The 25,313-nt window shown below is 73.4% G+C and carries 22 protein-coding genes; 9 read left to right on the top strand and 13 right to left on the bottom strand.

Going from position 1 to position 25,313, the window contains the following annotated elements; translation table 11 throughout:
* The first annotated feature begins 19 nt into the window (after window positions 1-19).
* The 3 genes from IE295_RS00860 (at window position 20) to IE295_RS00850 (ending at window position 3,007) form a co-directional block, all read left to right on the top strand.
* Window positions 20-577, top strand: coding sequence for a carboxymuconolactone decarboxylase family protein (locus IE295_RS00860; RefSeq protein WP_190061444.1), 558 nt, complete (start codon window positions 20-22; stop codon window positions 575-577).
* A gap of 88 nt (window positions 578-665) precedes the next feature.
* Window positions 666-2,249 carry a tryptophan halogenase family protein gene (locus IE295_RS00855; RefSeq protein ID WP_190061443.1) on the top strand — a complete coding sequence of 528 codons (1,584 nt, stop codon included), beginning with the start codon at window positions 666-668 and terminating at the stop codon, window positions 2,247-2,249.
* A 20-nt stretch (window positions 2,250-2,269) separates the two neighbouring features.
* Window positions 2,270-3,007, top strand: a complete 738-nt coding sequence (locus tag IE295_RS00850) for a class I SAM-dependent methyltransferase (protein WP_190062341.1) — start codon at window positions 2,270-2,272, stop codon at window positions 3,005-3,007.
* A gap of 3 nt (window positions 3,008-3,010) precedes the next feature.
* On the opposite strand, the gene IE295_RS00845 is transcribed toward IE295_RS00850, so the two are convergent.
* The gene (locus IE295_RS00845) at window positions 3,011-4,417 is read right to left on the bottom strand and encodes an MFS transporter (RefSeq protein ID WP_190061442.1); all 1,407 of its coding nucleotides are present in this window, start codon (window positions 4,415-4,417) and stop codon (window positions 3,011-3,013) included.
* 68 nt (window positions 4,418-4,485) lie between these two features.
* Window positions 4,486-5,880: an FAD-dependent oxidoreductase gene (locus tag IE295_RS00840; protein WP_190061441.1), complete on the bottom strand. Its 1,395-nt coding sequence runs from the start codon at window positions 5,878-5,880 to the stop codon at window positions 4,486-4,488.
* Window positions 5,881-6,102: 222 nt separating this feature from the next.
* On the opposite strand from IE295_RS00840, the gene IE295_RS00835 reads away from it, so the two are divergent.
* The 3 genes from IE295_RS00835 (at window position 6,103) to IE295_RS00825 (ending at window position 9,523) form a co-directional block, all read left to right on the top strand.
* On the top strand, window positions 6,103-7,212 hold the full coding sequence (locus tag IE295_RS00835; RefSeq protein ID WP_190062340.1) for an epoxide hydrolase family protein: 1,110 nt from the start codon (window positions 6,103-6,105) through the stop codon (window positions 7,210-7,212).
* Window positions 7,213-7,422: 210 nt separating this feature from the next.
* Window positions 7,423-8,265 carry an alpha/beta fold hydrolase gene (locus tag IE295_RS00830; RefSeq protein ID WP_190061440.1) on the top strand — a complete coding sequence of 281 codons (843 nt, stop codon included), beginning with the start codon at window positions 7,423-7,425 and terminating at the stop codon, window positions 8,263-8,265.
* A 19-nt stretch (window positions 8,266-8,284) separates the two neighbouring features.
* Window positions 8,285-9,523 carry a cytochrome P450 family protein gene (locus IE295_RS00825; protein WP_190061439.1) on the top strand — a complete coding sequence of 413 codons (1,239 nt, stop codon included), beginning with the start codon at window positions 8,285-8,287 and terminating at the stop codon, window positions 9,521-9,523.
* Here the strand turns inward: IE295_RS00825 and IE295_RS00820 are convergent.
* Both IE295_RS00820 and IE295_RS00815 read right to left on the bottom strand, forming a co-directional pair.
* On the bottom strand, window positions 9,462-10,766 hold the full coding sequence (locus IE295_RS00820) for an RNA polymerase sigma factor (RefSeq protein WP_190061438.1): 1,305 nt from the start codon (window positions 10,764-10,766) through the stop codon (window positions 9,462-9,464). The genes IE295_RS00825 and IE295_RS00820 overlap by 62 nt on opposite strands.
* Window positions 10,763-11,152 carry a YciI family protein gene (locus IE295_RS00815; protein WP_190061437.1) on the bottom strand — a complete coding sequence of 130 codons (390 nt, stop codon included), beginning with the start codon at window positions 11,150-11,152 and terminating at the stop codon, window positions 10,763-10,765. The genes IE295_RS00820 and IE295_RS00815 overlap by 4 nt, the downstream gene beginning before the upstream one ends.
* Before the next feature lie 244 nt (window positions 11,153-11,396).
* Between IE295_RS00815 and IE295_RS00810 the strand changes: the two genes are divergently transcribed.
* Both IE295_RS00810 and IE295_RS00805 read left to right on the top strand, forming a co-directional pair.
* Window positions 11,397-12,158 carry an SDR family NAD(P)-dependent oxidoreductase gene (locus tag IE295_RS00810; RefSeq protein WP_190061436.1) on the top strand — a complete coding sequence of 254 codons (762 nt, stop codon included), beginning with the start codon at window positions 11,397-11,399 and terminating at the stop codon, window positions 12,156-12,158.
* A gap of 166 nt (window positions 12,159-12,324) precedes the next feature.
* Window positions 12,325-13,146 carry an alpha/beta fold hydrolase gene (locus IE295_RS00805; protein ID WP_190061435.1) on the top strand — a complete coding sequence of 274 codons (822 nt, stop codon included), beginning with the start codon at window positions 12,325-12,327 and terminating at the stop codon, window positions 13,144-13,146.
* A gap of 73 nt (window positions 13,147-13,219) precedes the next feature.
* On the opposite strand, the gene IE295_RS00800 is transcribed toward IE295_RS00805, so the two are convergent.
* From IE295_RS00800 to IE295_RS00780, 5 genes are all read right to left on the bottom strand, one after another.
* The gene (locus tag IE295_RS00800) at window positions 13,220-13,513 is read right to left on the bottom strand and encodes a DUF1905 domain-containing protein (RefSeq protein WP_190061434.1); all 294 of its coding nucleotides are present in this window, start codon (window positions 13,511-13,513) and stop codon (window positions 13,220-13,222) included.
* Window positions 13,514-13,598: 85 nt separating this feature from the next.
* Window positions 13,599-14,897, bottom strand: coding sequence for an aminotransferase family protein (locus tag IE295_RS00795; protein WP_190061433.1), 1,299 nt, complete (start codon window positions 14,895-14,897; stop codon window positions 13,599-13,601).
* 67 nt (window positions 14,898-14,964) lie between these two features.
* Entirely contained in the window at window positions 14,965-16,458 is a 1,494-nt protein-coding gene (locus IE295_RS00790; protein WP_224322933.1) for an MFS transporter, read from the bottom strand.
* Between the two features lie 161 nt (window positions 16,459-16,619).
* A complete protein-coding gene (locus IE295_RS00785; RefSeq protein WP_190061432.1) occupies window positions 16,620-17,876 on the bottom strand; it encodes a cytochrome P450 in 1,257 nt (418 codons plus the stop codon).
* Between the two features lie 36 nt (window positions 17,877-17,912).
* Window positions 17,913-18,872 (bottom strand): PDR/VanB family oxidoreductase, encoded by a 960-nt coding sequence (locus IE295_RS00780; RefSeq protein WP_190061431.1) that lies wholly within the window; start codon window positions 18,870-18,872, stop codon window positions 17,913-17,915.
* A 285-nt stretch (window positions 18,873-19,157) separates the two neighbouring features.
* On the opposite strand from IE295_RS00780, the gene IE295_RS00775 reads away from it, so the two are divergent.
* Window positions 19,158-19,811, top strand: coding sequence for a TetR/AcrR family transcriptional regulator (locus tag IE295_RS00775; RefSeq protein ID WP_190061430.1), 654 nt, complete (start codon window positions 19,158-19,160; stop codon window positions 19,809-19,811).
* 68 nt (window positions 19,812-19,879) lie between these two features.
* Here IE295_RS00775 and IE295_RS00770 read toward each other — a convergent pair whose 3' ends face one another.
* From IE295_RS00770 to IE295_RS00755, 4 genes are all read right to left on the bottom strand, one after another.
* The gene (locus IE295_RS00770; protein WP_224322932.1) at window positions 19,880-21,166 is read right to left on the bottom strand and encodes an FAD-binding protein; all 1,287 of its coding nucleotides are present in this window, start codon (window positions 21,164-21,166) and stop codon (window positions 19,880-19,882) included.
* Between the two features lie 144 nt (window positions 21,167-21,310).
* Window positions 21,311-22,717: a dihydrolipoyl dehydrogenase gene (gene lpdA, locus IE295_RS00765; RefSeq protein ID WP_190061428.1), complete on the bottom strand. Its 1,407-nt coding sequence runs from the start codon at window positions 22,715-22,717 to the stop codon at window positions 21,311-21,313.
* A gap of 152 nt (window positions 22,718-22,869) precedes the next feature.
* Window positions 22,870-23,745, bottom strand: coding sequence for a peptidoglycan-binding protein (locus IE295_RS00760; protein WP_190061427.1), 876 nt, complete (start codon window positions 23,743-23,745; stop codon window positions 22,870-22,872).
* A gap of 52 nt (window positions 23,746-23,797) precedes the next feature.
* On the bottom strand, window positions 23,798-25,288 hold the full coding sequence (locus IE295_RS00755) for a DUF6519 domain-containing protein (protein ID WP_190061426.1): 1,491 nt from the start codon (window positions 25,286-25,288) through the stop codon (window positions 23,798-23,800).
* Window positions 25,289-25,313: the final 25 nt, after the last annotated feature.

The following is a 25,313-nucleotide window of genomic DNA, read 5'->3' as shown; positions in this document are numbered from 1 at the left end:
TCCGTGGAGGGCGCACGCAATGGCACACATCGCAGTGGACCCCGAAAAGCCCGGCATCATCGGCCTGTTCGACTTCCGCCCGGAGACCGCGAAACCGCTCGGCGAACTGGTGGAGGTACTGCTGCGCGGCCCGAATTCGCTGAGCCGCGGTGAGCGGGAACTGATCGGCGCGGTGGTGTCGCGGAGCAATGACTGCTCCTTCTGTGCCCAGGCGCACGGCGCGTTCGCCGCCGCCCAGCTCGAGGGCGGCCCCGACCTGGTGGCGCAGGTCCAGAAGGACCCGGAGAACGCCCCGGTCCCCGAAAAGCTGCGGGCCCTGCTCCGGATCGCCCTGACCACCCGCGACAGCGGACGGTCCGTGACGCCGGAGCAGATCGCGGCCGCGAAGTCCGCCGGCGCCACCGAGACCGAGATCCACGACACCGTGCTGATCGCGGCGGTGTTCTCCCTGTTCACCCGCTACGTCGACGGACTGGGCACCGAGGCCCCCGACGCCCCCGAGTGGTACGCCGGGGCCGCGCAGCAGCTGGTCAAGGTGGGCTACCCCGGTCTCGCCGGGGCCCCCGGGGGCCGGTGAGAGGGCACCGCAACGCCGAGAAGGAGGGGACGCGGCCGCCCGGCCGCGTCCCCGCCGGCCGACCGCCGCTCGTAAAGGAGATCCGTCCGTGGCACGCCCCATCCAGAAGATCGTGATCGTCGGCGGCGGAACAGCCGGCTGGTTGTCCGCCGCATATCTGAACCGCGCGTTCGGAAGGAAAGTCGAGATAACGCTCGTCGAATCGGCCCGCATCGGGCGGATCGGGGTGGGCGAGGCCACGGTCCCCACCCTGCGGACGACATTCGCCTTTCTCGGCATGAAGGAAGAGGACTGGATGCCGCGGTGCAATGCGGCGTTCAAGTCGGCGGTCCGCTTCAACGACTGGCGGAAACCGCGTCCGGACGGCAGCCGGCACACCTATTTCCACCCCTTCTTCACCGTTCCCGAGCCGCCGGTCCCGAGCTATGAGCAGCCCTTTCACAAGCGTTTCGGCCGGGGCGTGTCCCTGGCCCATTTCTGGCTGAAGCAGCGGCTGGCGGGGGATCCCCGCGTCCGTGCCACGTTCGGCGACGCGGGCATGGCCCTGCAGCGGCTGTGCGAGCTCAACAAGGCCCCCAAGCCCCTGCCGGGCACCGACGCGCCCGACCCCGGCTACCGCTACGCGTACCACTTCGACGCCGCGCTCATCGCCGAGTACCTCAGGGACCTGGCGACGGGCCGGGGGGTGCGCCACGTGGTGGCCGACGTGAAGGGCGTCGCGGTCGACCCCCGGGGGCACATCGAGAAGGTCGTGACCGACACCGGCGCCGAACTCCACGCCGACCTCTTCCTCGACTGCTCGGGATTCCGGGGCCTGCTGATCAACCAGGCCCTGCACGAGCCGTTCGTCAGCGAGCGGGACGCGCTGCTGTGCGACTCGGCGATCGCCCTGCCGGCCGATCACCACCCCGACGGGCTGCGGCCCTACACGACGGCCAACGCCCGCGGCGACGGCTGGATCTGGGAGATCCCGCTCTACCACCGCGAGGGCACCGGCTACGTCTACTCCAGCCGGACCACGACCCCGGAGAAGGCCGAGCAGGACCTCCGCGACTTCCTGGGCCCCCGGGCCCACGACGTGCCGGCCAACCACATCCGGATGCGGGTGGGGCACAACCGCCGGTCCTGGGTGAACAACTGCGTCGCGGTGGGCCTGTCCAGCTGCTTCGTCGAACCGCTCGAGTCCACGACCATCGCGTTGATCGAGTACCAGCTGGCGCTGCTCGTCCTGCACTTCCCGGACAGCGACCTGGACGAGCGCCGGGTCACCCGCTACAACGAGCTGATGACGAGCGCGTTCGAGGACCTGCGCGACTTCATCGTCATGCACTACTGCCTGACCGACCGCGACGACACCGAGTTCTGGCGGGCGGTCCGCGAGGCGCCCGTTCCCGACAGCCTGGCGGAGAAGCTCACCGAGTACGCGCAGAGCGTGATCATCCCCGACGGCAGCCAGCTGCGCCTGTTCGAGACCCGCAGCCTGTGGGCGATCCTGTCCGGGATGGAGTTCGAGTTCACCAAGGCCCCGCCGTCGGTGGAGCTGATGAACGACGACGCCGCGTGGGAGATGTTCGAGCACATCGACAAGGAGCGCGACATCCACTCGGCCGGCCTGCCCGGCCACATGGAGTACCTCAGGGCCGTCCACGGCGCCCACGGGACCGGCGCGTGAGCGCCGGGGACGGGGCACCTGTGCACTGGTACGAGAACGACGGGCTGTGGTCGGGCTTCGCCGAGTTCATGTTCTCCCCGCGGCGGGCGGCCGAGGCGGCGGACAACGTGGCCGCCTCGCCGCTGCTGGCGTTCCCGGCCGGCTCCCGGGTGCTCGACCTGTGCTGCGGGCCCGGCCTGTACCTGGTGCCGCTCGCCCTGCGGGGGCACCGGGTGACCGGCGTCGACCTCAACGCCGCCATGCTGGAGCGGGCCAAGGAGGCCCTGGCCGCCGCCGGGGCGTCCGCCGGGCTCGTCCAGGCCGACATGGCCGGGTTCACGCGGCCCGCCGCGTTCGACGTGGTGATCAACATGTACACGTCGTTCGGGTACTTCGCCGACCCCGAGGCCAACCTCCAGGTACTGCGCAACGCGCACGCGAGCCTCGCCCCGGGCGGCCGGCTGCTGATCGACGTCCTCGGCAAGGAGGTCCTGGCCCGGCGCGTGGGCCGGCCGCAGGTCGTCGACCTGCCCGGGGCGACCGTCCTGCTGCGCGACACCGTCCTCGACGACTACACGCGGCTGCGGACCGACTGGACGCTGATCCGCGACGGCGAGTCCCGTTCCGCGTCGCTGACCTCGTACGTCTACAGTGCGGCCGAGCTGCGGGCGATGTTCGAGCGGGCCGGCTTCACCGGCGTCGAGTGCTTCGGCGACTTCGACGGCCGCGCCTACGACCCCCGCGCCCGGCGACTGATCGTCCGCGGCGTCCGGGAATGACGCTCAGGGCCGCTCCGTCCCCCGGGCCGCGGCCCGGGAGCGGGGCAGCAGCGTGAGCGCCGGCACCAGGCCGAGGGCGGCGCAGGCGGCGCAGGCGAGGAAGCCGGCGCGCAGGCCCGCCGTCAGCCCGGCCGGGCCGCCCGGCGCGGTGGTGAAGGTGGTGGCCATCGAGGTGACCACCGCGACGCCCAGCGCCCCGCCGATCTGCAGCGAGGCGACGTTGAGCCCGGAGGCCACGCCGCTGGCGTGCTCGGGTACGCGCGCCAGCGCGGCCACCGACGCGGCGGCCGTGCCGGCGCCCAGGCCGGGGCCGAACACGACCAGGCCCCACAGGATGTCGGGCACGTAGCTGCCGTCCGCCGGCACCCGGGACAGCAGCAGCGAGCCCGCGCCCAGCAGGAGCAGGCAGGCCACGACCACCGGGCGGACGCCCGCCCGGGTCACCACGCTCTGCCCGGCGTAGGCGCCCACGAAGGCCAGGGTCGGCATGACGGACTGCAGCAGGCCGAACTCCAGCGGCCCGTAGCCGAGCACGACCTGCCCGTACTGCGAGCTCGCGACCGACAGCCCGAAGGCCGCCATGCCCATCGTCACCGTGACGAGGTCGCCGCCGGCGAGGGCACCGCGCCGCAGCATGGCCGGCGGCAACAGCGGGGACGCCGACCGCCGCTCGACGGCCGCGAACACGGCGACGAGCGCCCCGGCGGCGGCGAACAGGCCGAGGGTGCGCGGGCTCGTCCAGCCGGTGACGGACGCCCGGATGACGGCGAGGACGACCGCGAAGAGCGCGGCGGTGCCGGTCAGGGCGCCGGCGACGTCGTACGTGCCCTGCCGCTCGGCGGCGCGGCTCTCCGTCAGCAGGGCGGGGGTGAGCGCCAGCACGAGCAGGCTGACGGGCACGTTGATGAAGAACACCCAGGTCCAGCCCAGCGCCTGGGTGAGCAGGCCGCCCACGAGCAGGCCGGCCGTGGCGCCGATGCCGCCGATGCCCGCCCAGCCCGCGAGCGCGGTGTTGCGGCTCCGCCCCTCCGGGAAGGTGTTCACCAGGATCGACAGGGCGGTGGGCACCATCAGCGCGGCCGCCACCCCGCCCAGCGCCCGGGCGCCGATGAGGACCGCGCCGTGCCGGGCGAGGCCGCAGGCCGTCGAGCTGACGAGGAAGAGCGCCGTGCCGGTCATGAAGACCCGGCGGCGCCCGAGGCGGTCGGCGGTCCGGCCGCCCAGCAGGAGCAGACCGCCGAAGGTCAGCAGCTTGGCGCTGAGCACCCACTGCGCGTCGCCGGCGGACAGGCCGAGGTCGGCGGTCAGCTGGGGCAGCGCCAGGATGACGCTCTGCGAGTCGAGGAGAACGGCGAAGTTGGCGACGCACAGCAGGACCAGCACGCCCCAGCGGAACGGCGCGGCGGGCACACCGCCGGCGCTCCCCCTCCCCTCGGCTCCCTTCGCGCCGGTCCGCCGGCCGGTCGGCCGGAGGCCGGTCACCGGAAGGCTGCCGGGGCGTTCGCCGGGACCTCGGAGCGGGACCGCGCGCCCGGCCCGAACAGCACGCGGCCGATCACGGACGGCTTCATGAGCCCCTGCGGCGGGTCGATCAGCGAGATCGTGCGGATGAACTTCCGTGCCACGACGGGGTCGTGGGCGGCGGCCGCCTGCACGCGGGGCATGAAGACGTTGGCCATCCGCGTCGCCACCGTCCGCCTGCCGCGCACCTGGGGGTAGCCGAGGTCGGCGGCGGCCGACATGCTCCAGGGCGCGTCGGTGGCGCGCGCGAGGTCGCGGAAGTAGGCGTCGGCCCGCGGTCCGCCGGCCGCGTCCAGGTGGCGGGCCAGCACGGACGCCCCGAGGGCGGCCACCGTCATGCCCTGGGCGTAGACGGGGTTGAAGACGCACGCCGCGTCCCCGATGACCAGGTACCCCGCCGGGAAGCGCCGCAGGCGCTCGTAGCGGCGCCGGACGCTGGCGGGGAAGCGGAAGCTGCCTGCGGGGGCCCGCTGTTCGGCGTCCCGGACCGCCGCGTGGACCTGGGGTATGGGCAGCGTCTTCGCGTAGGCGAGGAAGCCCTCGCGGTCGGTGGGCGCGCGGTCGCCGTTGATGCCGGTGAGCGTGAGGGCGTACCGGTCGGCCAGCCGCGCGAAGATCGCCCCGCGCGGGAAGGCCGGGGTGGCGGTCGGCACCAGCGCGATGTCCTCGCCGAGCGGGTCGTCGGGCAGCGGGCCGGTGAAGTCCATGGTCGTGTACGTCAGGTCCATGTGGACCTTCTCCTCGGGCGGCGGGGCGTAGCCGAGTTCCTCGAGCCAGCGCGGCGTGCGCGACGCCCGTCCCGTGGCGTCGACGACCAGGTCGGCCTCGATGGTCTCCGCCGCGCCCGCGCCGTCGCCTTCGCCGTCGCCGTGCGGCCGGACCGTGACGCCGGTGATCCGGCCGTTGCCGGCCGAGGCCCGCAGTCCGGTGATGTCGGTGCCCTCGCGCAGGACGACGCCGGGGAGGGCCGCGACGCGGGTGCGGAGGAAGTGTTCGAGCACGGGGCGGTTGGCGGCCACGCAGGCCATCCCGGTCTCGGTCTCCGCGAGCATCCGGCCGTTGAAGTAGTAGTGGCAGGTGGTTCCGTAGTCGCCCACCGGTACGTCGAGGGCGAGCATGTCGTCGACGAAGCCGGGGAACAGCTCCTCGATGATCTGCCGGCCGCGCTCGAGCAGGGCGTGGATGTGGACGGCCCAGGGGACCGAGCGGCGCACGTCGGCGCCCGCGCCCGTGAGGTCGTCGCGGTCGATGACGGTGACCCGGCCGTAGGCGTCGGAGAGCACGCGGGCGGCGAGCAGGCCGCCGATGCTGCCACCGAGCACGACGGCGTGATCGCCGATCTTGGCTGCCATGAGGTACGCCTCCCCGTGATCCGAATGAGCAAGCGGTGGGGGAAACGCTAGTGCGACGGCCGCGGACTCCTCTTCTCCCACGTTGCGGCGTACGGGCCGGGCGGCGGCCGATTTCTCCCGGACTGCTCGATCCGCCCCGGACCGTAGGCGTCCGGCGGCGGAGCTTGTACAACCGTCGGAGCCGTGAGAGTCGTGAGAGCCGTCAGAAATGAGGACCAGGTGATACGCCCGTTCCGCCTCGCCACCCCGCAGGCAGCCCTGGACGATCTCCGCGCGCGGCTGGCGTCGACGCGCTGGCCCGTGCCGGTGCCCGACACCGGCTGGAGCCGGGGAGTGCCGCAGCCCTACCTCCGGGAGCTCGCCGACTACTGGCGCGAGGAGTTCGACTGGCGCGCCACCGAGGCGCGCGTCAACGCCTTCCCGCAGTTCATCGCCACCCTCGACGGCGCCGACATCCACTTCCTGCACGTCCGCTCCCCCGAGCCCGGCGCGGTGCCGCTGCTGCTCACGCACGGCTGGCCCGGATCGTTCCTCGAGTTCCTGGACGTCCTCGGCCCGCTGACCGACCCGCGCTCCCACGGCGGCGACCCCGCGGACGCCTTCCACGTGGTCGTCCCCTCGCTGCCCGGCTTCGGCTACTCCGCCCCTCTGACGCGGCACGGCTGGTCCGTCGACCGGGTGGCGGGCGTGTGGGCCGCGCTGATGGCCTCGCTCGGGTACGACCGCTACATCCCGCAGGGCGGCGACCTCGGCGCCTTCGTCTCCCTCGTGCTCGGCGCGACCGACAGCGAGCACGTCCTGGGCACACACGTGAACTTCCTGGTGACGCCCTCGGAGGAGGACGGCCCGGAGGCGGCCGAGGGCCTGGGCTACATGGCCGTCCAGGCGACCCGGCCGCAGACCCTCGGCTACGGCCTGACCGACTCGCCCGTCGGTCAACTCGCCTGGATCACCGAGAAGTTCCTGGAGTGGACCGGCGCGGACAAGGTGCCCGAGGAGGCCGTGGACCGCGACGCGCTGCTCGCCGGCGTCACGCTGTACTGGCTGACCGGGACCGCCGGCTCGTCGGCCCACTTCTACTACGACAACGCCGCGTTCCTGCCGACGTCGGCCGCCCCGCCGCACCCGCTGCCGCCGGTCCCCGGGCCGCTCGGCGTGGCGGTGTACCCGCACGACATCGCGCGGCCCGTCCGGCATCTCGCCGAGGCCGCGTTCCCGGACGTCGCCCACTGGAACGAGCTCGGCCGGGGCGGGCACTTCGCCGCCCTCGAGCAGCCCGGGCTGTTCGCCGACGACCTGCGGGCGTTCCTGCGCGTGCTCCGCGCCCGGTAACCGGCGGCGAGCGGGCGGCCGGGGGCCGGGGGGCCGAGGGCCGTCAAGTCGGCAATCTGGAGGAAGTCACGGGCCGGTCCGGGATCTAGCGTGGTGAGCGGTCGCCACAGGACAGCCGCAGGACCGTACGACCGCGACCGTACGACCGCGACCACCCGTCCGAAGACGACCGACCGGGACCGCACGACCGCGACCGCGAGGAGAATCCCGATGGACACACCAGAGACCGCGGCCAACCTCGACAACGTCGGCTTCGGGTTACGCGGCATCGAGCTGGAGAGGGTGACCTCGGCCGACGGCACGCCGATCGCGTTCGAGCGGTCCGGCAGCGGGCCGTCCGTCGTGATCCTCGGTGGCGGCCTCAACGAGAAGGCGATGTTCGCCCGGCTCGCCGAGGCGCTCTCGGAGCGGTTCACCGTGTTCAACTACGACCGCCGCGGCCGGGGCGGCAGCGGGGACGCGCAGCCGGAACGGTGGTCCGTCGAGCGGGAGGTCGAGGACCTGGCGGCGGTGCTCGAGGCCGCGGGCGGGTCGGCCTCGGTCTTCGCCAACTGCACCGGCGGGATGATAGGCATCCGCGGTGCGGCGGACGGGCTGCCCATGGCGAAGCTGGCGATGTACGAGCCCCCGTACGGCGGTCCCAAGGTTCCCGAGGGCTATCACGACGAGCTGCGGCGGCTGATCGCGGCCGACCGCAGGGGCGACGCGGTGGCCCTGTTCCTGAAGGTGGACATCGGGTTCAGCGCGGAGTCGATCGAGAAGTTCCGTGATCACCCGGTCTGGCCGTCCTTCGAGGCGGTCGCGCCCACCGTGATCTACGACTCGGTCATCAGCGACGACAGCACCACGGTCCCCCTCGACCTCCTGCCGAAGATCGGCGTTCCCACCCTCGTGATCGGCGGCGACGACAGCGCCGAGTGGATGCTCGAGCCGTGCCGGGCCCTGGCCGCGGGGATCCCCCGGGGCCGGTTCGTGAGCATGCCGAGCGAGGGCCATCTGTTCAACCAGAAGCTGGGCGCGCCCCTGCTCGCGGAGTTCTTCACTTCCGTCTGACCCCTGGAGGAGACACCCGATGGAGAATCGCTGCCCCGTCGTCCTGGACACCACCGGCCGGGACATCCACGCGGAAGGCGCCCGCATCCGCGAGCGGGGACCGGTCGCCCGGGTCGAGCTGCCCGGCGGCGTCGAGGCCTGGTCGGTGACCGGCTACGAGATGGCCAAGCAGGTGCTGTCCGACCCCCGCTTCGTCAAGGACCCGCAGAAGTGGCCCGCGTTCGCGGCGGGCGAGATCCCCTCGAACTGGCCGCTGATCGGCTGGCTCCTGATGGACAACATGACCACCAACGACGGCGACGACCACATGCGGCTGCGCAAGCTGATCCAGCGCGGCTTCACCGCCCGGCAGGTGGAGGCGACCCGGCCGCTCATCGAGAACATCGTCCGCGACCTGCTCGACCGCCTGGCCGACACCCCGCCCGGTGAAGTCGTGGACCTCAAGGGCCGGTTCGCCACCCCGCTGCCCGCCCGGGTGATCTGCGACATGTTCGGCGTACCGGAGTCCGCCCGGGCCGCCGCCCTGCGCGGCGCCGGGGTGAACGTCAGCACCTCCATCACCGGCGACGAGGCCGAGGCCAACGTCGAGCAGTGGCACCGCGAGCTGTACGAGCTCGCCGAGCTCAAGCGGCGCACGCCCGGCGAGGACCTGACCAGCCTCCTGCTCGCGGCCCGGGAGGACGACGGCACCCGGCTCAGCGACGAGGAGATGGTCGGCACCCTGCACCTCATGCTCGGCGCCGGCTCCGAGACGCTGATGAACGCCCTCAGCCACGCCGTGCTCGCCCTGCTGACCCAGCCCGACCAGCGCGAGCTGCTCAACCGGGGGAAGGTCTCGTGGGACGACGTGATCGAGGAGACGCTACGGGTGCAGGCGCCCGTGGCCCAGCTCCCGCTGCGCTTCGCGACCGAGGACGTCGAGCTCGGGGACGTCGTGGTCCGCAAGGGCGACCCGGTGCTCATGGGCTTCGCGGCGGTGGGCCGCGATCCGGAGGTGCACGGGGCGGGCGCCGGGGAGTTCGACGCCACGCGCGCGGACAAGACGCACCTCTCGTTCGGTCACGGGGTGCACTTCTGCCTCGGCGCGCCGCTGGCCCGCCTGGAGCTGAAGATCGCCCTGCCCGCCCTGTTCGAGCGCTTCCCCGACCTCTCCCTTGCGGTGGCGCCCGAGGAGCTGGAGCCCCAGGGGACGTTCATCATGAACGGTCACAAGGCCCTTCCGGTGCGTCTGGGCGAGCCGGCGCCGGCCGGGGCGTGACGCCGGGCGACAGCTCCTCGATCCTGGCCTCGAGGTAGCGCCGCTCCGGAAGGCTCGTCGTGCGCCGGGCCGCCGTCTCGAAGGAGGCCCTGGCGCCGGCGTCGTCGCCGGCCATCGTCAGCAGGTGGGCCCGGACGGCGTGCAGCCGGTGGTGGCGCGCCATCCGGGCGTCGCCCTCGAGGGTCTCGAGCAGCCCGAGCGCGGCGTGCGGCCCGCGCACCATGGCCAGCGCCACGGCCCGGTTGAGCTTGACGACGGGGCTGGGCCAGACCGTCTCCAGCAGGTGGTAGAGCGCCAGGATCTGCTTCCAGTCGGTGTCGTCGGACGACTTCGCCTCGTCGTGCAGCGCCGCGATCGCGGCCTGCAGCTGGTACGGGCCGACCGGGCCGCGGGCGAACGTCCGGTCCAGCAGGGCGGTGCCCTCGTCGATCAGCTTCTGCTGCCACCGGCCGCGGTCCTGCTCCGCGAGGGGCACCAGGATGCCGCCGGGGCCCGTGCGGGCGGGGCGGCGGGCCTCGGTCAGCAGCATCAGGGCCAGCAGCCCGGCCACTTCGGCGTCGTCGGGCAGCCGGCCGTGCAGTTCGCGGGTGAGCCGGATGGCCTCGCGGGTGAGGTCGGGCCGGGCGATGTCGGCGCCCGAGGAGGCGGTGTAGCCCTCGTTGAAGATCAGGTACAGCACGTGCATGACGACCGGGAGGCGCTCGCGCTCCTCCTCCGCCGGCAGCGGGAAGTCGAGGCCGGCCTCCCTGATCCGCTGTTTGGCCCGGCTGATGCGCTGGCCCATCGTGGCGTCGGGCACGAAGAACGCGCGCGCCACCTGCGAGGTGGTGAGCCCGCCGACGGCGCGCAGGGTGAGCGCCATCCGGGACGCGGGCGACAGCGCCGGGTGGCAGCACAGCGACAGCAGGGTCAGCGTGTCGTCGCCCCGGGCCGTGGCCTCCTCGCCGGGGGCGGGCGCGTGCAGCGCGTCGGCGGGCGTCAGCGCGAAGACCGTGCTCTCCCGGTTCTGGCGCGCCGAGTCGCTGCGCCGGGCGTCGGTGAGCCGCCGGGTGGCGACGGTCACCAGCCAGCCCTTGGGGTTGTCCGGGACGCCGCTCTCGGGCCACTGCACGAAGGCGGCGAGCAGCGCCTCCTGAACGGCGTCCTCGCAGGCGTCGAACTCCCTGTGGCGCCGCACGAGCAGGCCGAGGACCTGCTGCGCCAGCTCGCGCAGCAGGTCCTCGACGGCGTGGGAGGCCGTCACATCTCCGAACCGGACTGGTCCATGATCGGCCGGACTTCGGCGACGCCGTCCCGGGTGTCGGGGAAGCGGGAGGCGATCTCGACCGCGCGGTCCATGCTGTCGCAGTCGACGACGAAGTAGCCCGCCATCTGCTCCTTGGAGTCGGCGAAGGGCCCGTCCGTGACCGCCAGTTCCCCGTCGCGCATGCGCACGGTCCGGCCGAGGACCGGGTCGGCCAGCGGCTGGGCGTCGACCAGTTCGCCGGACGTGGAGATCTCCTCCATCAACTTCCCGAACTCGGCCATGCGCGCGTCCTGCTCCGCCGGGGACAGCTCCTTGCCCTGGTGGAGGAACATCGGGTGCTTCCAGCTCTTGGGGTTGTTGTGCAGCAGGATCAGGTACTTCATGTCACTCTCCCTCGGGCGGCGGGCGCCGGTCGCGGCGCCTCACCAAGGAGTCGGAGCGGCGGGGCGGATTTCTACATCGGTTTTCTGCATCGGCTTTCCACATCGGCGCACGGCCGCCGGGACGTGGCGCCGGTCACGCGGCCACCCTTGCACATACGGCACACAGCGAGAAGCGGCCGGTAGGCCGGGGGACGTAGTTTCGAGACACCGATCGTGCGCCGGCGTCTCTCCCCTGGGAGCAACCATGTCTGATGCACCACTGGCCGTCGTCACCGGGGCGTCCTCCGGTATCGGCGCGGAGTTCACCCGCGTCCTGCTCGCGCGCGGCCACCGGGTCCTGGCCGTGGCCCGGCGGGCCGACCGCCTCGCGGCCCTCGAGGCCGGCTCGGACGGGCGGGCGTTCGCCGAGGTCCGCGACCTGACCGCGGACGGCGCCACCGAGGCGGTGGCCGCCCGCGCCGAGGAGCTCGGCGGTGCCGAACTGCTCGTCTGCAACGCCGGCCGGGGCATCCGCGGGAGGTTCGTCGAGACGGACCCCTCGGACACGCTCGGCATGCTGCGGCTGAACGTGATGGCGAGCGTGGACCTGACCTCCCGGGTGGTGCCGCGGATGGTCGCGCGCGGCTCGGGCGGCGTCATCGTCGTGGCGTCGACGCTCGGCTTCGTCGCCACGCCCCACCTGGCCGCGTACGGAGCCAGCAAGGCGTTCCTGCTGTCGTTCGCCGAGGCGCTGTCGTGCGAGCTGCGGGGCACCGGCGTACGGGCCATGGCGCTGTGCCCGGGGCCGACGGTCACGGAGTTCGGCGACGTCGCCGGGCTGGGCGACCGGGTGGAGAAGACCCCGGGGCACACCACGGCCGGGGAGGTGGTGGCCGGGGCGCTGCGGGCGTGGGACGCCGGCCGCGCGGTGACCGTCCCGGGCAGGATCACGCGCCTGATGACGGCGGCGCTCGACCTCGCTCCGCGGCCCGTCGGCCGCAGGGTGATGGAGCGCGTCTTCCGCTAGGCGCCCGGGCCGGTGTGTCCTTCGCGGCTCCTCGGCAGTGACCTGAGGGGCTGCAGAAACGTTGAGCTGGTGTGACGAACGGAAGGTGGACGGGCGCGCGGCGGATCCCCGCCGGCGGCCCGCTCCGCGTCGTCGCCCACGACCGCTCACGGAAGGACCACCGGCCATGACGATGACGCGGACCCTCGGCGTCCCGGGAGCGCGCCTGCGCTACGAGGTGCGCGGGGCGGGGCCGGTGCTGCTGCTCCTGGGCTCCCCGATGGGCCTCGCCGCCTTCGCGCCGCTGGCCGGCGCGCTCGCGGCCGACTACACCGTCGTCACCCACGACCCGCGCGGCATCGCGGGCAGCGCCCTCGACGACCCCGAGCAGGACTCCACCCCCGAGCTGCGGGCGGACGACGTCGCCGCCCTCCTGGACGTGGTGGGCGCCGACACGGCCGACGTGTTCGGCAGCAGCGGCGGCGCGGTGACCGGGCTCGCGCTGGTGGAGCGGCACCCCGGGCGGGTGCGCACCCTCGTCGCGCACGAGCCTCCGCTGCTGGAGCTGCTGCCCGACGCCGCCGCCCGGCGCGCCATGGTCGACGACATCGTGGAGACGTTCCACCGGGACGGGCCGGAGGCGGCCTGGCGGAAGTTCATGGCCGGATCCGGACTCGACGCCGGTGACGGCGGCGACGCCCCGGCGGCCGTGCCGGACGAGCCCTCGCCCGCGGATCTCGTGGACGGCGCCCGCTTCTTCGCCCACGAACTGCGGCACACCACGCGCTACGTGCCCACGACCGGTGCGCTCACGGCCGGTCCGGCGCGCGTCGTCGTCGGCATCGGCGCCGACTCCGGGGGCCTGGAGACGTACCGGACGTCCATGGCGCTGTGCGAGCTGCTCGGTTCGCTGCCGGTGGAGTTCCCCGGCGAGCACGTCGGCTTCCTCGAGCGGCCCGAGGAGTTCGCCGACGTGCTGCGGAAGGTGCTGGGCAGCCCGGTGGCGTAGCACCGCCCCCGACGGTGCGGCCCCGCGCGAAGGCGGGGCCACGCCGTCGGGGGCGGAGGGTGCCCGGGCCCGGTCAGCTGAAGCGCTGCTCGAGGTGCACCGTGACCTCGTCGCCCTGGTCCTTGGCGAGGACCTTCCGCAGCGCCGCCTTGAGCGGGAGCATGTGGACTCCGTTGCCGACCGGCAGCATGGTGGCCTGGAAGGCGTGCCCGTCGACGGTTCCGGCGACCTTGACGGCCCTGCCCGTGCCGAAGAACTCGCTGGATCCGGGCATGAGCACACAGGTCCAGCCGCTGTTGTTGTCCTGGGTGACGGTCGCCGTGAACTTCGTGTCGATGGTCTGGGCGTTCTTCGGTGCCTCGGGCATGGTGCGTTCTCCTTGTTCCGTCGTTCTCCGGGACGTTCCGGCGGTCTTGGTGGCGTTCCGGCGGTCTTGGTGGCGGGTCGGTGGTTCAGGGTGCGGGGGTCGCCGCCGCCCGCACGGCGGCCAGCAGGGCGGCCGCTATCCGGTCGGTCTCGTCACGGGTGACGATCAGCGGCGGGGCGACGAGGACGTTCGGTCCGGTGCGCCGGACGAGGACGCCGCCGTCCTTCATGTGCGCGCGCACCCGCGCGGCGCGCCGCGAGCCGTCCAGCTCCAGGGAGACCAGCAGCCCGCGGCCGCGTACGTCCCGGACGTACGGCAGCGGGCGCGTCTCCTCCAGGGCGGCCAGCAACTGGGCGCCGCGTGCCTCGGCGTTGGCGAGCAGGCCCTCGGACTCGAGGACGTCGAGCACCGCGAGTCCCGCCGCGCAGGCGGCGGCGTGGCCGGAGTGGGTGTGGCCGTGGACGAAGCCGGCCTTCGTCCTGTTCGCGTCGAAGACGTCGAAGACCTGCTCCGTCGTGGTGACCGCGGCGAGCGACACGTACCCGGCCGCCAGTCCCTTGCTGGTGGCCAGCAGGTCGGGGCAGATCCCGGCGTGCTGGTAGCCGAACATCCGGCCCGTCCTGCCGAATCCGGTCGTCACCTCGTCGAGGACCAGCAGCGCTCCGTGCCGGTCGCAGAGCTCCCGTACGGCGCGCAGGGACGCGTCGGACAGGACGTGGCCGCCGCGTGACTGGACCGGCTCGACGAGCACCGCCGCGGTGCGGTCGCCGTGCCGGGCGAGGAAGTCCTCCAGGGCCCCGGCCCCGTCGGCGTCCCGGCCGGGCCGAGGCAGGGTGACGAAGCCGGCGGGCGTCAGTTCCTTCGCCACGGGCGACGAGCCCGCCGAGCACGCGGCGGCGGCCATGGTCGCGCCGTGGTAGGCGTTCTCGAACGAGACGACGAGGTGGCGTTCCGGCGCTCCGAGGACCGCGTGGTAGAAGCGGGCGATCCGGATGCACGTCTCCATCGCCTCGGAGCCGCTGTTGCAGAAGAAGGTACGGGTCAGGGGCGGCCCCGTCAGCTCCGCGATGCGCCGCGCCAGCCTGATGGCCGGCACGTTGGCGCCCTCGCCCATGTCGTAGGTCATCAGGCGGGACAGCTGGGCGCCGACCGCGTCGATGACGGGGCGGCAGCCGTAGCCGAGCGTCGCGTTGAGGCCCGAGGACTTGGCGTCGAGGTAGCGGCGGCCGTCCGCGTCGCGCACTTCGCAGCCCTGCCCGGACACCGCGACGACGGTGTCCGGGCTGACGCGGCTCGGCGACCAGGGGTGCCACAGGTGGTCGGCGTCGACGGCGAGCAGCGCGGCCCGGCTGTCGGCGGCCGGGTCGGCCGGTACGGCATTCATGCCGCTCGCCCCTTCCGGCTCGGCTGGGCAGGCCGCCGAGCGGTCGCGGACCTCCCGGCGGCCCTCATCAGCGGGCGTCCGCGAGGCGCTCGGCCATCGGGTCCCGCAGCTTGGTGTCGACCTTCTCCAGCAGCGCCGCGAGGAGGATTCCGCCGACCACGATCAGCGCCCCGCCGATGCGGATGGCCAGTCCGTAGCCGTCCGTCGTCGCGACGTCGGGGCGCGTGCCGCTCCCGATGGCGTCGCCGGCGTGCCGGATCGCGAGGGCCACCAGGATGGCCACGCCGAGCGCGCTGCCGATCTGCTGCATGGTGCTCTGTACGCCCGAGGCCAGGCTGGAGTCCTGGACGGTGACCCCGTGCAGCGCGGCGTTGGTCGCGGCCGGCATGCTGGCGCCCGCGAACAGCCCGAACACCGCCATGCCCGGCAGGATCCCGCCGAGGTAGGTGCTGTCCACGTCGATCATGCTGGTGATGAAGAGGCCGACGCCGGCGCCGATGTATCCGATCGCGGCCACCGTGCGGATGCCCAGGCGCGGGATCAGCGCCGTGCCCAGGCCCATGCCGGCTCCGATGGCGACGCTCAGCGGCAGCCAGGCCAGCCCGCTGACCAGCGGGGAGTAGTCCAGCACCTGCTGTTCGAAGAGGGTCAGCATGAAGCTGTAGGAGATGAACGCGGCCATGAAGAAGAGCGTGGCGACGTTGACGACCGACCTGGTGCGGTTGGCGAAGAAGCCCAGCGGGATGAGGGGGTTCCTGGCGCGGCGCTCGATGAGGAGCATCGCCACGAGCAGCGCGACGCCGGCGACGAGCGGGACCACCACCGTCGTGGAGCCCCAGGAGTGGTCGGCCGCGTGCAGCAGGCCGTAGACGACGCCGGTCAGGCCCAGGGTGAGCGTGAGACCGCCGAGGATGTCGGGCGCCTGGTCCTTCTCCCGCACCATGCGGCTCTCGGTCACGAGCCGGGGAACCAGCACGAGGACGAGCACGGCGACGGGCAGGTTGATGAAGAAGATCCAGCGCCAGGACGCCAGGTCGGTCAGGAGGCCGGAGACGACGGAGCCCACGGTGCTGCCCAGTCCGATGATGCCGCCCCAGATGCCGAGCGCCTTGGTGCGCTCCTTCGGGTCGCTGAAGAGCAGGGCGATCAGGCCGAGGGAGGCGGGGGCGGCGAGCGCCTCGGCGGTGCCCTGGCCGACCCGGCCCACGATCATCATCCAGGGGTCGACGGCCGCTCCGGACACCGCCGAGGAGACCGCGAAGACGACCACGCCGGTCACCAGCAGCCGCCGCCGGCCGAAGACGTCGGCCAGCCGGCCGCCGAGCATCAACAGGCCGCCCGCCGCCAGCACATAGCCGTTGACGACCCAGGCCAGGCCGGCCGCGGAGAAGCCGAGTCCGGTCTGGATCTGCGGTAACGCCACGTTCACCGCGGTCATATCAAGAAGGATCATGAACTGCAGGCCCGATAAGAGGGCCAGCACCAGCCACCGTCGAGGGTCCGCCTCCGACCGGGGGACCTCGGCATCATCCGCCGCCGCACTCGAATTGACCGTGGTCACGCGATTTCTCCCTTGATCAGCGTTGTGCGCCTGCGAGATGACGCTCGGCCGGCCGCGCGATGAGGACGGGAGTTCACACTGTCCACATCAGCTGTGTTCACACCGTATATCGCATCGATGAGCGAGGCAAACACACAGACGGGAACGTCGTGGCCCCCGCACTACGGTGCGATGCGGGCCCGAACCGGAATCGAATCCCAGGCCCTCAGCGTGTTGTTGAGGCGACGTCGGGCGGGCGCGGCGGGCTCCAGCTCGGCCACCCGTTCGACGAGGGCGGTGAGCAGGCATTCGGCTTCCAGGCGCGCGAGGTTCTGGCCCACGCACTGATGGATGCCGAAGCCGAAGCCCACGTGCCCGGACGGGTCGCGGGACAGGTCGTACGCGTCGGGGTCGGCCCAGCGCCGGGGATCGCGGTTGGCGGCGCCGAGGAACAGCAGGACCTTCGCACCGTCCGGCACCACCAGGCCGTCGACCCGGGCGGTCGCGGTCGCCGTGCGGAAGAACGTCTGCACCGGCGACCCCCAGCGCACCGCCTCGTCGAACGCCACCCGCACCAGGGCCGGTTCGGCGCGCAGCCGCCGCCACTGCGCGGGATGGGTGGTGAGCGCGTACAGCACGGCGGCGAGCGCGTGCACGGTGGTGTTGACGCCGGCCGCGAACAGCGAGCGCACCACCTGGGGCGCCTGTTCGGGAGTGATCTCGCCCCGGTCGGCCGCGGCCCAGATCGCCGCCCCGAACCCGCCCTCGGCGAGCGCTTCGCGCTCGCAGTGGGCGACGACCCAGTCCGAGAGCTCCCTCGCCCGCGGCGCGTCCCTGGCGACGAGCTCGTTGCGCGGGCCGAAGGCGTTGAGCAGGAAGTCACTGAAGGGCAGCAGCTTCTCGCGGCCTTCGTCGGGAATGCCGAGCGCGTCCGGGAACACCCGCAGCGGGTACGCCTCCGCGAGCGAGGTCACGGCGTCGAACTCGACGACGGAGCCGGCCCGTCCGTCCCCGCCGCCCGTGCCCAGCAGTCTGTCGACGAGCTCATGGGCGGCCACCGTCCACTCCTCGCGCAGCCGGCGTTGCGTGCGGGGCCCGAGCAGGGCGGACAGCACCCGGCGCGGGGCGTCGTGGTGCGGCGGGTCGGCCTCCACCAGCGCGCTCAGCGGCCGCCAGGGCTTCTGCGTACGGAAGTTGTACAGGCCCACTCCGGCACCCGACTGGAAGCCCTGCCAGTCGCGCAGCGCCGCGTACACGTGCTCGTGGCGGGCCACCGCGTAGATGTCGCGCGCGCTCAGGTACACCAGCGGCCCGGCCTCGCGCAGCGCGGCGTCCAGCGGCAGCGGGTCCGTCAGCACCTCGGGGCCGAAGGGGTCGGTGTCGATGACGGGCAGGGACGATCCGGTGGCGGTCGCCCCGGTGTCGAGGGTCTCGGTCATGGTTCGCGACCTCCGTCGTCTCGGGTCCGGTACGCGTCACAGGTCCAGTACGAGCCGGTCGCCGCAGGAGCGGGAGACGCAGGGGTACATGCGGTCCCCCGCGGCGCGTTCGTCGTCGGTGAGCAGGGCGTCCCGGTGGTCCACCACACCGGCGACCACGGCGGCCTCGCAGGTGCCGCAGGTGCCCTCCCGGCATGAGGACAGCACGTCCGCGCCGGCCGAACGCACGGCGTCCAGCACGGTCGTGCCGGGGGCGACGGTCACCCGCGCCCCGGTGCGGGCCAGGACGACCTCGAACGGCGCGTCCCGCACCGGCGCCTGCTGCTCGCGGGCGGTGAACCGCTCGGTCCGCAGCGTCGCGGCGGGCCAGTGGGCGCACGCGGCCTCGGCCGCGGCGAGCAGCCCGGCCGGGCCGCAGCAGTACACCCGCAGGCCCTCGCACACCTCCCCCAGCCAGGCCCCGAGGTCGGGCCTGCCCCGCTCCTCCTCGGGCAGGACGTGGACGCGGTCGCCGTAGCCGGCCAGTTCGTCGAGGAACGCCATCGACCGGCGGCGCGGACCGCCGTAGAGGAGGTCCCATTCGGCCCCGACCAGCCGTGCCTGGTGGAGCATCGGCAGCAGCGGGGTGATGCCGATGCCTCCCGCGACGAACAGGTAGCGCTTCGCCGGCACCAGCGGGAAGTTGTTGCGCGGGCCACCCACGCCGACGCGGTCACCGGTCCGGAGCCGGTCGTGCACGTACGCCGAGCCACCCCGGCCGTCCGGCTCGCGCAGCACGGCGATCCGGTAGCGGTACGCGTCCCACCGGTCCCCGCACAGGGAGTACTGGCGGGTGACCCCGCACGGCAGGACGAGGTCGATGTGCGCGCCGGGCGTCCAGTCCGGCAGCCGGTCGCCGTCGGGGTGGGCGAGCTCGAGGACGACCACGCCGTCGGCGACGGCGTCCTTGGCCGTCACGCGCAGCGTCAGCGCCCTGGGCGACGCGCCGCCGCTCATGTCGGCGACCCCGGCGGGTCCCGCCGCTTCGCTGACTCGAGCGGCTCGAACGGCTCGCGCGACTCCAAACCCGGCTCCCTCCATCGGTGTTCGAACATTCGAAAAGCGGTGATTCCGCTCCCCTCAAACGCTTCCATGCCGACATCGGCGCCGTCTTCTCCTGACGTGCTCAAACGCCCTCCGCATCGCGCCAGGACGGCTCCCCGGACACCGCCCGTGGCCGTTGTCGGGCCGCTGACCAGCGATGTTCACCCTGTACACTGAGCCGGGGAGGAATTGCGGACCATGAGCCAAGACACGCGCTCGCGCTCGTACCACCACGGCGACCTGCGCGCCGCGCTGGTGGAGGCCGGGGTGAGACTCGCACGCGAGGGCGGGGCCGGCGCGCTGGGGCTGAGGGTGGTCACCCGCTCGGTGGGGGTCACCCCGAACGCCGCCTACCGCCACTTCGCCGACCGGCGGGCCCTCGTCCTCGCCGTCGCCGCCGAGGCCCAGGACCGGCTCGCCCACGCCATGCGCGACCGGATGGACGTCGCCGGGGACGACGCCCCGGGCGCCGACCGCGCCGCCCGCGCCGTGCGGAACCTGCGCGGAGTCGGCCTGGGCTACATCCACTTCGCGCTCCGCGAACCCGGCTGGTTCGAGGTCGCCATCCTGACCCGGGACGAGGCCGACGGCGAGGGCGACGGTCCGCCCGTCACCGTCGACGACCGCGTCGCGCCGCCCTACCAGCTGCTGCTCGACGCCCTCGACGAGATGGTCGCCGCCGGCGCGCTCACCCCCGAGCGGCGGGTCAACGCCGAATGGGTGTGCTGGTCGATGGTCCACGGCTTCGCCGACCTGGCGACCCGCGGCCCGCTCAAGGGGCAGGACCGCGCCATGGTCGACCGGCTGGCCGTGCACGTCGTCGACACCATCGTCGACGAGCTCAAGTCGTAACGGGCGGACTCACGTCGTAGCGGGAGGACGCACGTCGGGCCGACAGGCTTACGTCGTGGCCGAAAGGCCTACGCCCGCCTCGCCCGCTCCTCGTGGAAGGCGGTGGTTGCGGTGTAGCCGACGCCGCCGACTCCCGCGGCCGTCTCGCGCAGGGCCGCGTTGCCGCGTTCCATCCGCTCGAGGGTGCCGGGTTCCCCGCGCGGCGCGGTGCGCTGCAGCCCGAAGAGGACGGTGACGGCGTCGCCGCTCGCCTTCGGCACGTTGGGGGCGAGGATCCGTTCGGTGGGCACCGGATAGATCAGGACGCCGCCGCCGGGTCCGATGTCGGCGGCGGTGAGGCCGGCGAGCGTGGCGGCGATGACGTCCTCGGCGTGCCGGCCCGGCAGCAGGACGTTGCAGCGGGGATGCGGGTCGTCCTGCCACGACCCGGCCTCGCGCATCCGTGCCTCCAGCGGGGCTGCCCGTCGCAGGAAGTCGCCGTAGCCGCTGGTCCCGGTCTCCTCGGCGCCGCGGCGGTGCGCGAGGCCGGCGAGCAGCGCCCGGTCGTCGGGCTCGTGCGGCGGGTCGAAGGCGGCCATGGCCTCCAGGACGTAGACCCAGCCCGCCCCTTCCCCGTCCCCGGCGGGACGGGCCTGGCCCTCGACGTGGTCGAAGCGCCCGTCCTCGATCAGCCGCCGCTGGTCGGCGAGGAACGTGCCGAGGTCGTGGTACGGGAGCAGGTAGCGGCGGGCGGCGCCGCGGGCCCGCGTCAGCGCGAGGGTGGCGCGGGTGATGATCCCGTGCTCGCCCTGGGTGCCCCGCACCGCGTCGAAGAGCGCGGGGTCCTTCGTCGGCGAGCAGGTGACCCGTTCCCCGTCCGGAGTGACGACCTCGAGGTCGTGGACGGTGTCGGCCACGCTGCCGTGGCGGTGGCTGGTGCCGCCGAACCCGCCGGCGGACAGCGTCCCGCCGACGGTCAGCCCGAGGTGGTCCGGCACCACGGGGGGCGTGCGCCCGCCGGGCAGGACGGCGTCGGCGACCGCGTCCCACCGGGCCCCGGCGCCCACCGCGACCGCGTCCGGCCCCGCCGGGCGCACCCGGTCCAGCGAGCCGAGGTCGACGACGATCCCGTCCCGCGCCTGGGCCTGCCCGTCGACCGCGTGCCCGGCGCCCCGGGGCACCACCGTGATCCCGTGCTCGCGGCCGAACCGTACGACCGCCGCCACGTCGCCCGCGTCGGCGGGACGCAGCACGGCGAGCGGCCGCCGCCGCACCCGGTTGCCGAAGTCCCGCGCGGCGGCGTCGAGATCGGCTTCCCGGGTACTGAGGACACCACGGAGACCCGGCAGGGCCTCACTGACGATCGTCTTGACCACAACCACTCCGAAAACGTCGACCGCTCGACCGCGCGGGGCCCGATCGTCCCGGCCGGGGCGGCCGGGACGACATATCGCAGAGTGCGCACTTCGCTCGCGCGCCGGGCCGGGCTCTCGCGCGCGAGGCCCGGCGGGCACGGCGCGCTACATGTTGATCATGTGGCCGGCGAGGCCGTGCACGGCCTCCTTCACCGCTTCGCCCAGCGTGGGGTGTGCGTGGATGTTGCGGGCGACCTCGTGGACCGTCAGGTCCCACTGCTGGGCCAGGGTCAGCTCGGGGAGCAGTTCGGTGACCTCGGGGCCGATCAGGTGGGCGCCGAGCAGCTCGCCGTGGCGGCCGTCGCTGATGACCTTCACGAAGCCGGTGGGGTGACCGAGGCCGTGGGCCTTGCCGTTCGCCGAGAAGGGGAACTTGGCCACCTGTACGTCGAAGCCCTGTTCCCGCGCCTGGGCCTCGGTCCAGCCGAAGCTGGCGATCTGCGGCTGGCAGTAGGTGGCGCGCGGGATCATGGTGAAGTCGAGCTCCATGGTCTCCGCGTCCGCGATCGTCTCGGCGGCCACCATGGCCATCGCCTCGGCGGCGTGGGCCAGCATCAGCTTGGCGGTGACGTCGCCGATGGCGAAGATGTGCGGCACGCTGGTGCGGCCGCGCGCGTCCACGTCGATCGCGCCGCGCTCGGTCAGCCGCACGCCGGTGCTCTCGAGGCCGTAGCCGGTCACGCGCGGGGCGAAGCCGATGGCCTGGAGGACCTTGTCGGCCTCGAGGACCTCCTGAGCGCCGTCGCGGGTGACGGTGACGCGGACCTTGGCCGCCGGGTCGGTGTCGTCGATCGACTCCACCCGGGTCGACGTGAGGACCTTGATGCCCAGCTTGCGGTACTGCTTGGCGAGTTCCGCCGAGACGTCGGCGTCCTCCAGCGGCACGAGCCGGTCGAGGAACTCGACGATGGTGACCTGGACGCCGTAGTTGTGCAGGACGTACGCGAACTCGACGCCGATCGCGCCGGCGCCCGCGATGATGATGCTCTCCGGCAGCCGGTCCGTGAGGATCTGCTCCTCGTAGGTGACCACGCGGTCGCTGAGCGAGGTGCCGGGCAGCAGGCGCGTCGTCGCACCGGCGGCGATGACGCAGTGGTCGAACGTCACGGTCTCGGTGCCGCCGGCCGACAGCGCCACCTGGAGGGTGCGGTCGTCGGTGAAGGTGCCCCGGCCGTCGTACTCGGTGATGCCGTTCTTCTTCATCAGGTAGTGCACGCCGCTCACGCGGCCGTCCGCCACCTTGCGGCTGCGCTTGAACGCCTCGCCGTAGTCGAAGCTGATGCTGCCCTCGACCTTGATCCCGTAGGTCTTGGCCTCGCGGGTGACGGTGTGCGCGAGTTCCGCGTTGCGCAGCAGCGCCTTGGAGGGGATGCATCCGACGTTGAGGCACACCCCGCCCCAGTACTTCTCCTCGATCACCGCGACCCGCAGGCCGAGTTGGGCGGAGCGGACCGCCGCGGTGTAACCCCCCGGGCCCGCGCCCAGGACGACGACGTCGAAGTGTGTGCTCATGATCCGTGCGCTCCCATGGAAGTGATCGACAAGCCGCTACGGCGACCTTAGAACACCAGGCGGCCCGGGCCGGGGTCGGCCCGGGTGCCCGGGGCGGTGTTCAGGTGCCGCTCAGACGGTGCCGTCTCACCGTTCCGCGCAGGGGGCGGCCTTCAGGACCTGGGCACCTTCAGCTTCGTCCAGCTCGTCTCGCCCGGTATGCCGTCGGCGTCCGAGCCGGAGTAGCCGAGCTTGCGCTGCCAGGCCGCGTACGACGTGCGGTCGGCCTCCGTCCACTCCGGGCCGGGGCCCTCCTCGTAGCGGCCGCATCCCTCCTCCACGAGCCGCTTGCCCATGGCGGTGATCAGGGCGCTGCGCCGGCCCGCGCGGAAGAAGTCGCTGCCGGGGAAGGGCTCGTACTGGCCCTGCGGCGGGTTCGGCAGGGGACCGTCCGGCTTCCTCTTGAGGCGGGCGCCGATCCGGGAGCGCATCGAGGCCATCGTGAAGCCCAGCGGGTCGTTCTTGGTGTTGGTCCACTCCTTGTGGCCGATCACCGAGCGCTCGGTCCAGCCGTGGGCCCGGCAGAGGGCGGCCGACGCCTTCTCGATGGCCTCGAGCTGGGCGGCGGGCCAGGGGTCCTTGCCGTCGCCGAGGTTGACGCACTCGAAGCCGTAGAAGCGGGCGTTGCCGTCGGTGTCGTTCTCGTTGGGCTCGGGCAGCGGCCGCTCGGCGATGACCGCGTCGAGGACGTCGCCGTCCCCGAGCCCGGCGTGGTTGGATCTGCCGTTGCCCACGAGGTAGACGGTGCCGTCCTTGACGATGACGCCGTGACAGAGCGGGCCGGGCAGCTCGTCGTAGCCGTCGTAGCAGAGGTCGACCGAGCTCATGGTGCCCGAGGAGACGGTGTGGTGGACGACCACGCCGTGCATGGGGCCCCACGGGCCCTTGCCGTTGCGGTTGTGGGTGCGCCAGCTGCGGTGCTCCACGACCCTCAGGCCCTCCTCGCGGAGCGCCGCGACGAGTCGGTCGGCTGATAAGGGCTGTGCCATTGCTTTCCTCCTTGATGAAGCGGGCTGAACGAGTGAGGGCCCGTCCGGGCCCTCACTCCGCCGAGGCGGCCTCGACGGGCACGGCCAGCGGGCGGAACGTGTGCCGCAGGTCGGTCACCGCTCCCTCGGCCCCCACCCAGGCCAGCGGGGCGTAGTGGACGTCGATGCCCGCCGGGGGCTGCAGCAGCGGCCGGCGGTCGGCCGCCGCCGGCCACTCCACCGTGCCGGTGGCGGTGCGGGCGGGCGCGCTCCAGTGGTCGCCGGAGCGGTAGCGGCCGCCGGGCTCGAACCAGACCTGCAGACCGTCCTCCAGGTCCAGCCACGTGCCCTCGACGACCTTGAGGGTGCCGTCGCGGTGCTGCCGGGCGGTGCCGCGCGCGCCGGGGGCGCGGTGGTCCCAGCGGCGCAGGAAGGGGTGCAGGCCCGGCAGCCTGCCGGTGCCCGGCCCCGGTTCGGCGTTCAGCCTCACCCGGCGCCCGGGGACGTCCACTTCCTCCACCCGCAGCAGGTCGGCGGGCTCGCCGCGGCTGGTGTAGGCGGAGTCGGCGAGCTCCACCCGGTCGCCGGCGTTCAGGTCCAGCTTGTCGTCCGGACCGAGCGTGTCGAGCTCCACCCAGGTGCCGTCGAGCGCGGCGATGGGGAAGACGACGGAGCCGTTCTCCCGGGACCACTTGAAGGTGGCGGTCTCGGCCGTCCCCCCGGTGTGGATCTCCACGCGGTACAGCTGGTTCTCCGGGCCCCGGTAGCGGTACTCGGGCCGGGTCAGGCACGGCTCCTCGTCGGAGCGCTCCGGGCGCTCGGCGCGGAACGCGGCGGACGCGGCCGGGGCGCGGCGTGCGCCGGCCCAGCTGCGGAACGCCTCGCGGACCTGCGCGGCCGTCGGGTTCTGGGGCACGGTCAGGTCGGCGGCGGCCAGCGGCAGCACCTGCCAGACCGTCTTGATCCTGGCCGCCGTGTCCGGGAGGGCGGCGCCGAGGGCCACCTCCCGGATCTCGGGGTCCTCGGCCGCGGTGACCGTCCGCTCCCACACCTTGAGGTAGACCAGGTACGGGAACTGCGCCGGCAGCCGGTCGGCGGGCTTCTCGGGGTCGCGGTAGGCGTCGGGCTGGTTCCAGTACGTCCAGACGGCGGGGTCGTCGCAGGGGCCCTGGCCGCCCTCCGCCTCGCCGCCCGCCTCGCCCTCGGGCGCGGGACGGTCGGCGGACTTCGGCTCGGAGCCCTGCCCTGCGGGTGTTCCGGCGGGCGTCCCCGCCGGCGGCCGGCCGGCGTCGCACAGGATGCCGTCCACGTAGTAGCGCCCGCCGTGGACGGCGAGGTCGTCGAGCTTGTTGTCGCCCCGGCAGTAGGCGATGCGGAAGCCGGCCGCGCCGTGGGGGCCGCCGTGCTGCCCGATCAGGTCGGCGGCCAGGGTGCGCGCCTGGTGCTGCTGGATCGCGGCCTGCTCGTTGGCGTCGGCGTCGAGCTGGACCCGGCCCTGCTGGGCGAGCACGCCGGAGTAGTGCTTGGCGGGCCGGAAGGTGAGACGGGAGAGGTCTGCGTGCATGTGTGGGTTCCTCTGGGAAGGTGCC

The sequence above is a fragment of the Streptomyces griseocarneus genome (genome assembly GCF_014655595.1).
Taxonomy (GTDB): Bacteria; Actinomycetota; Actinomycetes; order Streptomycetales; family Streptomycetaceae; genus Streptomyces; species Streptomyces griseocarneus.
The sequence above is the reverse complement of the archived record's forward strand: the minus strand, read 5'-3'. Positions and strand labels throughout refer to the sequence as shown.

Bases quoted from the DNA above. Each gene is read 5' to 3' on its own strand.
- IE295_RS00860 (WP_190061444.1), top strand. From the start codon at position 20: ATGGCACACATCGCAGTGGACCCCGAAAAGCCCGGCATCATCGGCCTG.
- IE295_RS00840 (WP_190061441.1), bottom strand. From the start codon at position 5,880: ATGGCAGCCAAGATCGGCGATCACGCCGTCGTGCTCGGTGGCAGCATC.
- IE295_RS00830 (WP_190061440.1), top strand. From the start codon at position 7,423: ATGGACACACCAGAGACCGCGGCCAACCTCGACAACGTCGGCTTCGGG.
- IE295_RS00825 (WP_190061439.1), top strand. From the start codon at position 8,285: ATGGAGAATCGCTGCCCCGTCGTCCTGGACACCACCGGCCGGGACATC.
- IE295_RS00815 (WP_190061437.1), bottom strand. From the start codon at position 11,152: ATGAAGTACCTGATCCTGCTGCACAACAACCCCAAGAGCTGGAAGCAC.
- IE295_RS00810 (WP_190061436.1), top strand. From the start codon at position 11,397: ATGTCTGATGCACCACTGGCCGTCGTCACCGGGGCGTCCTCCGGTATC.
- IE295_RS00805 (WP_190061435.1), top strand. From the start codon at position 12,325: ATGACGATGACGCGGACCCTCGGCGTCCCGGGAGCGCGCCTGCGCTAC.
- IE295_RS00800 (WP_190061434.1), bottom strand. From the start codon at position 13,513: ATGCCCGAGGCACCGAAGAACGCCCAGACCATCGACACGAAGTTCACG.
- IE295_RS00795 (WP_190061433.1), bottom strand. From the start codon at position 14,897: ATGAATGCCGTACCGGCCGACCCGGCCGCCGACAGCCGGGCCGCGCTG.
- IE295_RS00785 (WP_190061432.1), bottom strand. From the start codon at position 17,876: ATGACCGAGACCCTCGACACCGGGGCGACCGCCACCGGATCGTCCCTG.
- IE295_RS00780 (WP_190061431.1), bottom strand. From the start codon at position 18,872: ATGAGCGGCGGCGCGTCGCCCAGGGCGCTGACGCTGCGCGTGACGGCC.
- IE295_RS00775 (WP_190061430.1), top strand. From the start codon at position 19,158: ATGAGCCAAGACACGCGCTCGCGCTCGTACCACCACGGCGACCTGCGC.
- lpdA (WP_190061428.1), bottom strand. From the start codon at position 22,717: ATGAGCACACACTTCGACGTCGTCGTCCTGGGCGCGGGCCCGGGGGGT.
- IE295_RS00760 (WP_190061427.1), bottom strand. From the start codon at position 23,745: ATGGCACAGCCCTTATCAGCCGACCGACTCGTCGCGGCGCTCCGCGAG.
- IE295_RS00755 (WP_190061426.1), bottom strand. From the start codon at position 25,288: ATGCACGCAGACCTCTCCCGTCTCACCTTCCGGCCCGCCAAGCACTAC.